This is a genomic window from Candidatus Magnetaquicoccus inordinatus (assembly GCF_004217665.1).
In the GTDB taxonomy this organism is placed as follows: Bacteria; Pseudomonadota; Magnetococcia; order Magnetococcales; family Magnetaquicoccaceae; genus Magnetaquicoccus; species Magnetaquicoccus inordinatus.
The window spans coordinates 1-13,127 of the sequence record NZ_RXIU01000091.1; the positions used below are offsets into that span (position 1 = coordinate 1).

The following is a 13,127-nucleotide window of genomic DNA, read 5'->3' on the forward strand; positions in this document are numbered from 1 at the left end:
AAAACCATGCTGGATACCCAGGCCAACCAATCGGTAGGCATCCTCACCGGCAACCAAGATGTCGATTGCCTGTCCGGTCGTGTGCGGTCCGTCCGAACCGGTAGTGGAGGTTGCAGCGTTGTGCGCCGGACACCGATAGCCAGAACTCACCGGCATCGGTTTGCCATATGCCGTGCGCAAGGCTTCCAACTTCAGCAGAAAGTCTGCGTCCATATCCTGTCGGCAACATCCGCAGTGACAACGCAGTTCTGATTCGGAAAAGTGTGGCCAGGGTGTGTTCGTCATGGTGTGTCTCCCATCGCAACGCGCCAACTGTCGAGGTACTGTTCAACCGTGCCTTTCCCGAGAGGGGTGTTGTACCACCGCTTCCAGTAGGCGGCCTGACTGGCGATGTCGCCAGCAGGCGGCAAAGCATCTGGACAGCGCAGGTAGTGGATCCGGCACATTGCGCAGGCATACGACAAATCCCAAACCATGCGAGTCGCATCCGGCTTGTAGTACGGGCCCAAGACGTTCAGTCCCAGCTTTGTCCGCCCGTTCAGGAAGTGCGTCCAAATGTCGTCGTGGGTGGCACGCTCCATCTGCCACAAACCCATGGCAGGGCCACCATCCATCTGCTGCAGGTAGTGCAATGCCGACTCCTGAATGGCGGTGCCGAGCAGCAACTCTTCAGCCGCCTCGCTCCACAAATCGAGTCGGCGCAGGGTTGGTCGGATGACCAGACTGCGAAATTGTTGTGGGTTCAAACCCATGATGCTGTCCTCCTGGAAAAGAAAAACCCACCGCAGATGGACTGGGTGGGTTCGATAGGTAATGGTTCTGGTTGATGGCGGTTCAATTCCGCCGGTTGGTGACCCACATGGCAAGCTCTCGTCTCAATGAAGCAAGTCCGAGTGTCTCCCAAACGCGACGCCAATCACTGTGATGCGCGATTGTTGCCCGCAAGCCTGTCTGTTCGCCGTTGTGGATGTCGATTTCGATCATCTCCCAGGGTGGATCCTGGCCACCGATCACAAAGAAGAATTTTGGTGGATTGGATTGACCAATTCCCAGTTTCCGACAAATCCACAAGTAAACTGCGGTGGAAATCTGGTTGTTCGCCTCCAATGCAGCGTTCAGTGAACTTTTCCGGTCAAACATGGCCACCAGTCCAAACTCCCGCAATACCTTGAACCGGTTGGCGTAATCATCCGGCACGTACTCGATGAACAGCCTGTCCACCGTATTCTGGCCAAAACAGACGGTGCCAAAAAAGGCATCCAAGTCCATCATGTTGAATCGCGCACCAAGGCTCGTTCGGTGTTCATTGGCCCACGCATCACCGCGACCATCGACTCTGGCGCGAGCACCGTTGTCCAAATATTCAGGCTGCATCACCATACTCCCGCATGCGGTTCAATGCCGTGCCGACCGCTATCTGGTCCACGTCGTAGCCGATGAAGTGGCAGCCAAGATCGAGAGCAACCACACCGGTGGTGCCACCACCCAGAAAGGGATCCAGCACTGTCTCGCCCGGTTTGACAAATCGCCGCATCAGATCGGCCATGCCGCTTTCCGACTGACCCCAGTGGTGGTGCCGTTTATCGTTGTCGTTTGGCTCACTGCGCACCACGTCGCCGATCCATGGCCCAGCGTATTCTCCCTTCGTGAAGCAGAGTACCGGTTTCCAGAAGGTGTTGATGCGCCGTGGGAAAATCTGCGGCGACTGTCCACCCGGCGTCAGGTAGCTCAACATCCAGTGGTAGCTGAGATGGCCCTCCAGCAACCGGGTCACTTCTGGTAAATGAAACTGCCCGACCATGGCAAGCAACGCCCCACCCGGTTTGAGCACATGTGCAGCAACCCGGCCCAGGGTTTCAAACAACGGCAAGAACTCCTTGGGATACGGAGGATCTGTAAAAATCCAATCCACCGATCCTGCCTCCAGAGTGAGGGCCTGCTCACAATTGCCATGGATGATCCGAAAACGGTCTGATGTTGATGGCAGAGATTGGCTGGCCTGGACGGCTACCGCTGCCCGCTCATCTTGCGCTGCCTTTTTCTGCTCCCGGCGGATCTGGTTGGCCTGGGAAACGACCGCTGCGTTTTTCGCATCTCTCACCTGTCTGACCCGCTCAAGAGCCGCATCCTTGCCACCAGCGATAACCGTCTGCTGCTCCTCCGGTGGCAGTTTGGCAATGGTGGCCGCCGCTGAGATGGATACGTCGCCACGGTCCATGGCATCGACCAGTTCTTGGGTGCCATTAGCCACTACTGTTTTGGCCTGCTGATAGGTTTTCCCGTTTCCAAATCCAGATTTTTCGGCTGCTATATCACGAGTCTGCTGTCCTGGCTGAACTTCAGGAAAATTTTCCTGAAGTTGCTGCGCAGTGATATCTGTCCGCTGTCCACGCCGATTCCCCAGAAACTCTTCAATCTCCCGGCCTATCGCCACCCGCTCCGATGGCGTAAAATCCTTCCGAACTTCGTTTTCATCGTGTTCGGCCATGATCGCTGGCGCATCGACGATACGAACCGGTACACTCTCCCATCCCAGCGACCGGCAGGCTTCCAACCGCCGATGACCAAACACCAAGCTGTTGTCTGGACTCACGCCAATGGGTTGTAAAAGGCCAATGTCGCGAATGCTATCGGCAAGATGGGTAATGTTGCCCAAATCCTGTCGATGCCGTTTGCCAACGGTGATGCTGCTAATGGGTAGTGTCGTGATTTCAGGCATGGCAAATACCTCCAAAGATGCCCGGTGTTGGAACACCAGGGTGGGGCTGGGATCGCAGGAGCGATCACCGGGCACCTTTATCGGTCCGTGTAATCTCTCCCACCTCATCAATGCCCTGTTCCACCAGGGCAACAAAAAGGCCGCTCAATGGCGGCCAGGGTTCGCAGACATAAAAAAACCCGTCACAGGGTATTCCCCCGGACGGGTTTTTGATTCGGGATCGGTGATGGTGTCACTGTGCGCGACAACTCTCGATCATAGTGAAAAGCATAGCAGATTCTGTCAAATTCGCATCATGGAAAAATGCGTACCTATACCCGTGACGCAAAAAAATTAATCCCTGCCAGTCAACCAATTGTTTTGATTCAACGCACACGAGGCAAACAAACTGCCCAGAGGTGACAAATGTCACCCCTGGGAACGTCCTCTTGTCACTTTTGTCACCGAATCTTCCTCGCAAGGCGAGCAGCACGCTGTTTCAATGTCACCTGGGATATTCCCTCTGAACCAAAAACGTGCCGATAGGCCGCACAGGCGTTCCCTGTTCTCAAATACTCATCTCGGAAATCATTTTCTTTATTTCCGGCAGGTTGATGAACTTTCCGGTTCGCATTCAGCATCGAAGCGATGATTTCCAAAGCAACCATGCGCACCCGACCGGCCTTGCTCTGACTCATACCCACTCGGGCACAGAGAATCTTGCGCGGCACATCCTCCGCATAGAGCCAAACAACTCTCGCTTGTTCTGGTTTCAACCATCGCAACCACAACAGAGACTCATCCATCCTGGTGATGGCCTCCGGTGTTGGCGATAAACGTGGCACCTTCGCATGATCACATCCCTGTAGATCATTCGGGTCGATTACCACATCCGGCCATGAACTTGTGTACCCAGCCGGTTTCAGGCCAGCCATACGCAAGGCACGCAAAGTCCGGGCGGCCTCGACTATGCGCTTGAAAACCATTGCAGGCACCCAACCATTATCGCCCATTTGCCCCCTCCTTCGCCACCTTCTGGCCGAACAATTTTTTGGCCACGAGTTTCACCATCTCCTGCTCCGGCCAACTCAGTCGTTTATCGTCAATGGCCACCACCAGTATGCCATGCTTGACCCACCCTTCCCGCCTCTGCTGCTCCAGATCCACCTTCTGCGGGATCAATCGCGACAGGCATGAGCGCGGTGGCATCGGTCCTCCGATCATGGCAGCACCTCCGTACTGAGCACCCAGTGAAGAATTGCCAAGGCGTCCGCAGCATTGTCGTCGCAGGGGTTGTGACCTTTCAGCCGCATCGCCTCGATGACCATCTCCTTGGAGGCGTTGCCTTTACCCGTCGCATGCCGTTTGATGGTACCAACCGGCACGCCGCGATACGGAATCCCGTGCTCTTCCGCCCATGCCGTTAACTGCCCGTGAAAGCCGCCATACACCTGGGCCGCAATCGTGGCCACATTCCTGCTCACCTCCTCGAACCAGATGCCGCCAATGCAACCAGTCGAGAGGTAGATTTCATCCAGCCAACGTCTGAACCGGAGAAACGTCATGCCACCCCCTTCAAACCGACCAGGCCTGAATTCAACCGTGCCATTGACCACGAGACCGTTCTCCTGCCTCACCGCCCAGCCTGTTTTCGTTCCCAGGTCCAAAGTGAGAATTGCCCCTTCCCTGATCGGGGCTTTATAGGGCATTGTTACCAAAACCATTTCTTCCTCCATTGGTTGAGTGGTTCAGGGTGGCGGCTGGACCCGCCAAGATCGAAGCCGCCACCCGCCTGCCACTGTTTATCACATCGAATTTTCTGCACATTCCTGATTGCCTAAAACGGGAGGTCGTCGCCATAATCCACAACCCCATGCGGTTGCGTCTGCTGTGCAGGCTGCGTCACCTGCATACCCTGCCGCTGCACACTGGGCCGCTGGCTCTGGCCATATCCCTGACGCTGACTGCTCTGGCCGTACCCTTGGCTCTGCCCGGCACCGCCACCGCCCTCCTCTGCTTTTGGCTCTCGCTCCTGGATGCACAGGCTCCAGGTCGGCTTGCCTGGTTCTGCGTTTTTATCCCGCAAGACCACCACCTTCGCCGAACCCAAATAACCGGCAAAATAGGTTTCACCGCTCCGCTGGGACTGGTTTTCGTATAACCCAGCCAGCTTGATCAGCGGCTTGAATCGACGCTCCTCGCTCATCTCGTTCTCCTTTGCGCTTTGTGCAACTCCGCAGGCAAAACTGACTCCTGCCTCGAATTTTCATTTCCCGGTACGGAGGAACTCCTCCAGCACCGTTCCACCCATCAGGCAGCCACCGCGTATTTTGGAAAATGGCACGCCATTGGGAAATTCCAGATCCAGACGGTCGGGATGAACGGCTACCAATCGCCCCCCATCCATGAACAGCCCCAGAACCGCTGGCACATCGCCAGCCACCTCACACCGGGTAGGATCCAGCCCATCAAACACCGCATCCCGATCCCACCCGGCAGCATGCAGCTCACGGCCATGCCTGTCGCGCAACGTTCGAAAAGCTGCCGCCAAACGGATTTTTTCCTCGTCTGTCAGTGGCCGGAGCAAAGGGTCATACTTCAGCCAAGCGATGATCGTCGCCTTCTGCTCCTTGATCGCCGCCATGATCTGCTCATTCATCGCCCCAACCGTGGCGCGATACGCCAGGGCATCGTCTTCATCCAGGTACAGGCTGACCCCAACCTCCTCCAACTCGGCAATGATCGGTGGCCTGTTCACGAAACGACTCCCGTTTCGTACCCTGTACCACCAGACTGCAGAGTCATCGGCTTAACTAATTCATTTTTCCACTCTATATCTTCAGAACCACATGATGTATATAAGCTATTTCTAATATTGACATTTTCTCGCATGGGGTAAGAAAATGACTCTATGTTGCTCTGTGACTCTGCAGATTCCACAGCGTGGACTTGTCGAACAGACCACAGCTCAAAACCCGCTCTGTTTTTCTTCTGCTCAACAGAAATCATTAAACCACCTTCAATACGGCCTCTGTGCCTCTTCAGGTACCATGACAGGGTCCGCTTGTTGATGTTCCCTTTGGCATCGCCAGCGATATCCACCAAGGCATTGATGAACGAGTGATCTGGATCCTGTTTGACACCGCTCACCCATTCATCGGGTGGAGAGGCCATGAAACGGGCCCGTTCAATCATTTGCTCAGTCGTAACCTGGATGGCGGCAGACTTCCACCATGCCGTCAGGAAGTTGTTCAGTTCAATCCGAACCGGATCGTCATCCTCCACCTCGTTGCGCGACAGGCAGGGATCTTCCAAGCCGCACCAAACCAACGCATCCCGAACCACACGCCCCCACTCCTCAAAGCGCCCATAGGGTGGCAATCCTGTGGATGGACGGCCTGCGACGGCATAGGCCCGCAAGACGGTGATCCCTGCACATACCAGTTTGGCCCTGTTCTCTGGAATCCACGTCTTCAAGTCCCGTTTGAAGGTGCGCTCTTCAGGACGCTCGACAGCCGGGTCGATATGGATAATGATCACCCTGGTGGTCAAATCGCCTTTGACGGTCAGGTTGTTGCCCGTTGCCAGCCAAGTCACCGAAGTAGGCACGACGATTTCCCGTGTTTCTCCAAGCACACGAGACTTGTACGTCTCCTCGGACAAGATCGAGCAAAGTGCTGGCGAACCAAGCGAATGCTCAATATTGTCAATCAAGGCGATGGAATCGCCGCTGACCAGGATGGTGAAAAGGCTCTTTTTTTCCTCTTCTGGATCCTTGCTGTGGGTGATCGCTGCTGCCGTGCGCCCTGTGGCAATCAAGGCCACCACGTTGGCCATCAACCCTTTCCCGCTGCCCATCTTGGGTGCCGTCAGGATGAACATCGGTGCGGTACGCAGCGATCTGCGAACAAGAGCCGTGAGAATGGCAGCCAAGGCAGCCGACTTGTGATGCGGTTGCAGAAAAGGAAATTCCTCGAGAGCAGTCTCCAGAAACTGCAGGGACTCAATGGCATCTTCCCTGGTGGGAAAAGCTTTGAGCGTTGGATACGTGACACCACTGGTATCCAGGTAGAGGCCGGTTTCCTCGTCATAACCATGCTGGTCCAGAATGCTGCCATCTGGGCGCAGGGTCGGCGTCTCGATTACCCCAGCCAAAGCATTGAACTGCCAGTCGCCTGACATGGCCAGCAACGACCGGGACACGTTGGGAGGGCAATCGATACGAGCCCAATGGTTCCGCCGGCTGTCCCATTTCTCGAAATTGGCGCAGCCTGTCAGACGCAATTCAATCCATGCCTGATCGACAGGCAGAATCACCAAGGCCCCTTCATCGCGCCTGACAAGCACTTTCTGGCGGCGTACTTCGGTCTTTGGCAGTTTGACAATCCGCACCAAACTGCCGGCCCGCTGGAAAATCTCATTATTCCTTGCTGATAACAGCGACTTCTCTGCCAGACGAACAATTGTCGGCAACATGCCGCCAGCAATCCGGATCAGAGGCAAATCAATGCTGCATTCAACCTGAGGCTCAACATCAGCCGTTACGAGTTCAGCATTTTTCAGACAATTGCGGATTGATTCCCCACTGGGATCGGCCATGAGGAGATCGTTGAAATCCACCTTCGGCCCCATTGGGTCGCCTGGCCAAACGATGTATGTCTCGATTCCCATCCTGGCGATACGGAGGGCTGCCTTGCGGGCTGCCTCCTGGCCGACACGCACCTCTTTGCCATGGATGATTTTCGGCTCATCAACATCAGCCAGAACATACATCACAGACGGCTTTTCCCTCGGCAGTTCAATGTGCTGGATTCCGTTGCTGGACAGTGCCGACCAAGACACGGTATCGGCGGCCTGCTGAAAAGAGAGGCATGATTCGATACCCTCTCCCGAAGACAATGCGCCACCAGGGATGTACTTGCCCAATCGCACGGCACCGCCTTTGACGGGCCCCAGCATCATTTTGCGTCGATTGCCAAGATCCTCTTTCACCAGGGAGGTGTGGTGAATGGCAACGGGATCCCCGCGCCCGTTTTGCACCAGAGCCACCATCATCTCCCGCCGCCTGGAGAGGTAAAACATCTCCTTCGGCAGATCCATTTGAACCGATGGCAAAAACCGGATTGTATCGGGCAACTCCGTGGTGATGGATCGGCTGGCAAGGTACTGCTTCACCACTTGCTGATCCGATCCAGCCTGTTCCCACAATTTCATCGCGTACTGCTGGTTGATCGGTATAAAATCCTTTTTATCATCTCTCTTAAGTTGTTGATTGGCGATTCCATCGGCATCCATCCTGTCACCAGGAAGCTTGTCACTTGCCATGTCACCTCCGAAAAAAGTGACAGATGGAGGGTTGTCACCATCCTCATCCGTGTCACTTTCCCAGTCACTTTCCCTGTCACTTTGGTAAAAAGTGACAGTAGGCACCCTGCCACCACCCTCATCCGTGTCACTTTCCCTGTCACTTCCGGGAAAAGTGACAGGTGCGAGGCTGTCACCGCCCTCCTCCATGTCACTTTTTCTGTCACTTCCGGGAAAAGTGACAGGTGAAGAGATGTCACCTCCCTGCCTGTTGTCACCTTTTCGGGCGCAACCGAGTTTACGGGCCATCCTTGCCGCTCTCTGCTTGAGCGATTCTGGTGACAGTTCCCCGCCGACAAACGCTGACCGGTAGGCTGCGGTGGCATTTCCTGTTCGCACATATTCCCGACGAAACGCCTCTTCCCTGTCTCTGTCCGTCAACGTGCCCATCGCCTTGGCAACGGATTCAGCCACCTTGGGAAAATCCCTGGCATCCTCCAACCCAAGCAAGCGGGATGCGTATCCCATCCCGTCTCCTGCGCCGCACTGGTTGCAAATAAAGGTGCCATGGCCATCCTTGTCATCAAACCGAAAGCGATCCTTCCCACCACAAAACGGGCATGAACGGTGTTTGTTGGCCAGGTTTTCCTGGCTGGCACCGAGCGAGAGCAATATGCTTGGCCAGTGCCCACGGGCCTGTTCGATAATCTGATTGATGTTCATACGTCCAACCTCACCCGGTAGATTTTGTTCCCGACCTGTTTTTCTTCCGGGCCCACCCAGCAGGCTGGGATGGTGATCGTCTGGCCTTGTTTGTGTCGGAATTTCTCTGAATGCAGCGTCCGCAGATGGCGACGACGTGGGTGGGGGACTTTGCCCACCCCTGCATCTGCACCACCTGACTTCTGCGCACCATCCAGCCCATACCGCTTTTTGATCTCCCCTGGCGTCAGCAGGGTAAAAACAGATCGATCGTCGCTGCGCAGAATCTTTTTGACATTTTTCCGACCTTTGGCCGGAGCAATCTCAAATACGAACCGCGATGGCGTATTCAGGATCATCACCTCGTACAATGCTGCCGTGATATTCTTGAACTTCTCCGTATCTGGAACATTCGATACAGATGTCTGGAGAGCACGCACTTTTCGCTCGCTTTTATCGAACAAAACGGTCATGGCACCGTCATACAGGTAAATCCCAATCGGGAACTCTGGTTCGCCTGAGTATTTGAAGTCGTGGACCTCACTGATAGTCAACTGGGCGAACCCCTCTTGATTGACGACCAGGTCGTATGCCTTCATCTGCCGGGAGTGATCGTCTGCTGCCTGCAGCAAAACGATCCCCTTGTCATCCTCAATCGCAATCGTCGGGAATGGCAGAAAGAAGCCGTTGATCAACTCCTCTGCCTTATCAAAATCGACTGCCTTCGGTATGAACTCAGCCGGATCTCCGTCGAAAACAAAGAGCTTTGCTTCTTTCAGACACTGGATCAGGACAGTATCGTTTTCCCTCTCCGCAATCCGGCACAACCGGTCAAAATATCTGCCCATTGCTTTTCTCCTCTCTCTGCCTATTGCTGTCCGGCTGTTGAGATCTGGGTTACTTGGCCACCCTGCACCCAGAAGATGGTGTCAAACAGGGTGGTGAGTGCGCTGGCATAGTCCCGCTTGGCAGTCATGGCCAGAACAGTCGGAATCCCGGTGAAGCGCAGCAGCTTGACCATTCCCAACCGACCGGAAGAGTCCAAAATATCGGTGCCGTCCAACAACAGAATGGGCGACTTCTCGATGACGGCTAGCAACACCTGCATGGTGACGCGGCAGCGGTACTGTTCGGCAGCAGAGCAGACGACATAGGGTCTGCCGGCATAGTGCAGGTCGGCATCTGGCGTGAGAGAGACGGTTCCCCAATTGGCGATGGCTGACAGTTCGGCACACCGCCCATTCAGCCCGGCCAGGGCAGTATCCATCTTGGCCTTGCGTAAACCGGCTGGAGCGGTTACCTCCTTGAGCACAGCAAACTGCCGCGCATCTTCCGCATACCGATCCGCCGCCTGCTTGATCTCCCAGGCTCTCAGTCTGGCCTCGCTCCGACTGGATGCCTGCCGCAGAGTCAGTATCTCCTCTGCCGATACGCCAGACCCTTTTGCCCGGATTTCCGCCAAACGGTCCTTGGCGGCACTGATTTCAGCCATCTGCCGTTTAGCTGTATGGATCCCCTGCTCTGCTGCATGCACCGCCTGGCGTTGTGCCTCTTGCGCACGGCTCAACTCCTTCTGGATTGTCGCCACCTGTTCCGCTACACTCCTGGAGTGCACCGATATGGTGGAATCCTGTTTGCCGGCCTCCGCTGTCAGCTCATCAATCTCTGCTGACAAGCAATCGATCTGGGATGGATCGACTGCGGTGCCTTCCGGGAAGGAAAGCCTGTAGCGGGTCGGAGTACCTCCTGCACCACGATCATGGACAGCCAGTGCGATGCCGCAGCCAGGGCAAAGACCATCAATCCTGAGCGCACCGGATTGCAGAGCAGCCATTTCCGCCTGCAGGGACTTGATGCGGCTTTTGCAGTTTGCCACCGCCAATCGGGCATCAATGATCGTTTGTGGCTCCTGTTGCAGCAGCGGCAATTTGGCCTGCAAACCGGCAATCACGTCTGAGTTGCTGATACGTGCTTTGGCCAGTGCCGTCTCAAGAGTGGCCATGTCCGGCAAGGAGGTGTTCGCCACCGCCTCGATGCGTACCGCTTCGGCAGCACCCACTGATTGGTTGGCGATGGCCTGTTCAACCGCCTCCCGTCTGTCCTGTACCTCTTGTTGCAAACTTTCCTGAGTGGCAGAAACCAGATCAGCCTCCCATCCCGACGGCAGATAGCTTTTGGCCTTCTCCTCGCCATACGCCTCCCGAGTCGTCGCCCGCCAACCGCCGGTGGACTCCAACAGGCAGCGCGTCGCCTCGGAATGGGCAACATCAAATCCATGGCCCGAAATTACCTGCCAAGCCCAGTCGATCATTGCCGGGTCCAACCGCTCTCCCACCACTGCACGATCCAAATCCTCGCGTGTGATCGTGGACGACAGAGAGGGATCCTTGGCCGCCGTCTCCAGCAGCGTCTTGATCCGGACAACCTGCGGCATCGTCATCCAATCGATCAGTCCCAACGCCATCCGGGAAGGAGCCACCTGGCCAGGCAATACCCCTGTTCCCTTGCTGGTGTTGGCAGGCCAAGTCACCCGGCGACTGCCCTGCTCACTGCTGAGCGTCACCGACCCGGATCTGCCCCGCACCAACAGGTGGGACTCCTTTTTGAGCAGTGCCTCTTTCCCGTCATCAAGCAGAATCGGCATCATCGTGTCCGATCGAAGGCAGGCGGCCAGAGCACGCAAGACTGTCGTCTTGCCCGCACCATTGGTACCCGACAACAACGTCAAACCGGGGGTAATGGCCAAGGCAGCGGCCTCAATACCACCAAAGTTTTCAATCGAGAGAGTCATCGTCTGGTTCATATCGTGTTTCTCCTATCAGAACGGATTGTCGTCGGTGGAAAGATCAGTCGGCGCAGGCGACGGTTGTGGCGCTGCGGCCCGGCGTGGCGGTTGAGTCACCGGTGGTGTCTGGGTCTGTTGTACCCGTTGCGGTGGTTGCGTTACCGCTGGCCGAACAGGTGTCTGGACAGGCGCTGGTGAAACCACCGGCTGCGGTTCAGAAACCTGTGCCGACTCTTCATCATCTTCGAAACTGTCGAAACCGCCTGACAGTGCATCGTCATTCCCATCATCAGCGGAAGACTCACCTCCCTCCTCGCCGATTGCACCCGATAAATCTTGATCCATCGCCTGGGCATCAACGTCCGCCTTGGCAGCAATTGCCTGCAGTTCCTGGATATGCTGGTTCAACAATCCTTTGTCCTCTTTGCTGAGAGAGGGCCACCACGCACGAAAGGCATCCGTTCCTCTGGCTGCCATCCGCCGCGCCTCGTCCAATGCATCGCGGGTGGCACCACTGAGCCAATCGGCAATGGCTTTGCCCGTGGCCTCGCTGACATACTCATCCGGCTTGATGGCACGCAGAATTTCCTCCGGTGCCTTGATGGCCGGAATGATGGGGTTGACGAAGTAGCGCTCACCTGCCGCCTGGAACAGCGGCTTGTGATCCGGCCCGAACAGCAACGAAACCGTCATCTCGAAAATCAGATTCTTTTCCATGATGGGTTCCAACCCGCTGCTGTAGATTTTGGCATCCTTCCCACGGCCATCCTGGGCCACACCCATCTTGGCCCGCAGGCAGAAAATGACGTGACAGCCAGAACGCAACAGCGTGTTGATCATCCGTTTCAAGGCCATCTTGGGTTTGGCCCATTTGGCCAAGCCGGTGGTGTTGCTGCTGTCGGCCTGATCCAACACACCACCCTCACCTTCCCAGACGTGCGAGGCCGAGTCGATGATGACGACGCTGTAACCGCCTGCTTTCTCAAAGGCGCGAAATGCCTCGGTATAACGCTCCGGCGTGAACGGCGGTTGAAAATCGATGTGATCCCACTGGCCACCCACCTTTCCGGCATAGAACAGGGCGCGCCGGTTTTCGGTATCGATCACACCGATTTTGCCCTGGGGCCCCACCAGACCACGGGCCAAGCGTAACGCGGAATAAGTTTTTCCAGACGACGATCCGCCCCACAGGCCGATCAAGACAGGTTGAAAAATGCGAACAGCTGGTTTGATTTGAAATGACATGGTCGTTACTCCACAGCCCAGGTTGGAAACTCTTCGTCCATGAACGGACGCGCCGGTTGATTGATCCGCCACGGTTGGTGCAGACCGAACTGCTGCATGTGCGCCTTCCACACATCAATGGCACGTCTGGCAATCAACCCTCCCGCTTCCCAGATCAGCGAGAGAACATCACCCCGCGACTGCGCCAGTTCGCGTACCAGAACATTCATGGCCGTGCCCGTTTCCAGGAAGACAAAGAAAAACCTGGGATCCTCCGGCACCTGGGCAAACTGCTGCAGGGCACGACTGCCTTCGCCATATACGCACCCGCTCTGGATCAGTTCCTTGGCCGCTTTGGCCGCATGCACGTAGACATATGCCTGAACGTGGTACAGATAGCGGGTGACAGCATGC

At 56.1% G+C, this 13,127-nt stretch carries 13 protein-coding genes and 1 pseudogene; all 14 read right to left on the reverse strand.

The features are described 5' to 3' along the window. Positions 1-285, reverse strand: a 285-nt coding sequence (locus tag EJP87_RS08350; protein WP_130471408.1) for a D-Ala-D-Ala carboxypeptidase family metallohydrolase, incomplete at its 3' end; no start/stop codon positions are given. Further along, positions 282-752 (reverse strand): hypothetical protein, encoded by a 471-nt coding sequence (locus EJP87_RS08355; protein ID WP_130471409.1) that lies wholly within the window; start codon positions 750-752, stop codon positions 282-284. The genes EJP87_RS08350 and EJP87_RS08355, both read right to left, overlap by 4 nt. An 82-nt stretch (positions 753-834) precedes the next feature. Further along, entirely contained in the window at positions 835-1,374 is a 540-nt protein-coding gene (locus EJP87_RS08360) for a hypothetical protein (RefSeq protein ID WP_130471410.1), read from the reverse strand. Further along, entirely contained in the window at positions 1,364-2,719 is a 1,356-nt protein-coding gene (locus tag EJP87_RS08365) for a DNA methyltransferase (protein WP_193771240.1), read from the reverse strand. Before EJP87_RS08365 ends, EJP87_RS08360 begins: the two co-directional genes overlap by 11 nt. 638 nt (positions 2,720-3,357) lie before the next feature. Further along, positions 3,358-3,711: pseudogene (locus tag EJP87_RS18975) on the reverse strand (DUF6362 family protein); the annotation flags it as partial. Further along, positions 3,701-3,922, reverse strand: a complete 222-nt coding sequence (locus tag EJP87_RS08375; protein ID WP_130471413.1) for a hypothetical protein — start codon at positions 3,920-3,922, stop codon at positions 3,701-3,703. The pseudogene EJP87_RS18975 and the gene EJP87_RS08375, both read right to left, overlap by 11 nt. Continuing rightward, positions 3,919-4,422 carry a crossover junction endodeoxyribonuclease RuvC gene (locus EJP87_RS08380; RefSeq protein WP_227657536.1) on the reverse strand — a complete coding sequence of 168 codons (504 nt, stop codon included), beginning with the start codon at positions 4,420-4,422 and terminating at the stop codon, positions 3,919-3,921. The genes EJP87_RS08375 and EJP87_RS08380 overlap by 4 nt, the downstream gene beginning before the upstream one ends. A 113-nt stretch (positions 4,423-4,535) precedes the next feature. Further along, a complete protein-coding gene (locus tag EJP87_RS08385; RefSeq protein ID WP_130471414.1) occupies positions 4,536-4,904 on the reverse strand; it encodes a hypothetical protein in 369 nt (122 codons plus the stop codon). Positions 4,905-4,964: 60 nt separating this feature from the next. Then, positions 4,965-5,456: a TubC N-terminal docking domain-related protein gene (locus tag EJP87_RS08390; protein WP_130471415.1), complete on the reverse strand. Its 492-nt coding sequence runs from the start codon at positions 5,454-5,456 to the stop codon at positions 4,965-4,967. Beyond that, positions 5,453-8,725, reverse strand: a complete 3,273-nt coding sequence (locus EJP87_RS08395) for a primase-helicase zinc-binding domain-containing protein (protein WP_130471416.1) — start codon at positions 8,723-8,725, stop codon at positions 5,453-5,455. Before EJP87_RS08395 ends, EJP87_RS08390 begins: the two co-directional genes overlap by 4 nt. Continuing rightward, a complete protein-coding gene (locus tag EJP87_RS08400; RefSeq protein ID WP_130471417.1) occupies positions 8,722-9,552 on the reverse strand; it encodes a hypothetical protein in 831 nt (276 codons plus the stop codon). The genes EJP87_RS08395 and EJP87_RS08400 overlap by 4 nt, the downstream gene beginning before the upstream one ends. Before the next feature lie 20 nt (positions 9,553-9,572). Next, positions 9,573-11,507 carry an ATP-binding protein gene (locus EJP87_RS08405; RefSeq protein WP_130471418.1) on the reverse strand — a complete coding sequence of 645 codons (1,935 nt, stop codon included), beginning with the start codon at positions 11,505-11,507 and terminating at the stop codon, positions 9,573-9,575. A 15-nt stretch (positions 11,508-11,522) separates the two neighbouring features. Then, positions 11,523-12,734: an AAA family ATPase gene (locus EJP87_RS08410; RefSeq protein WP_130471419.1), complete on the reverse strand. Its 1,212-nt coding sequence runs from the start codon at positions 12,732-12,734 to the stop codon at positions 11,523-11,525. 5 nt (positions 12,735-12,739) lie between these two features. Then, positions 12,740-13,127: hypothetical protein (locus EJP87_RS17770; protein WP_193771241.1), on the reverse strand; the 388-nt coding region annotated here is incomplete at its 5' end.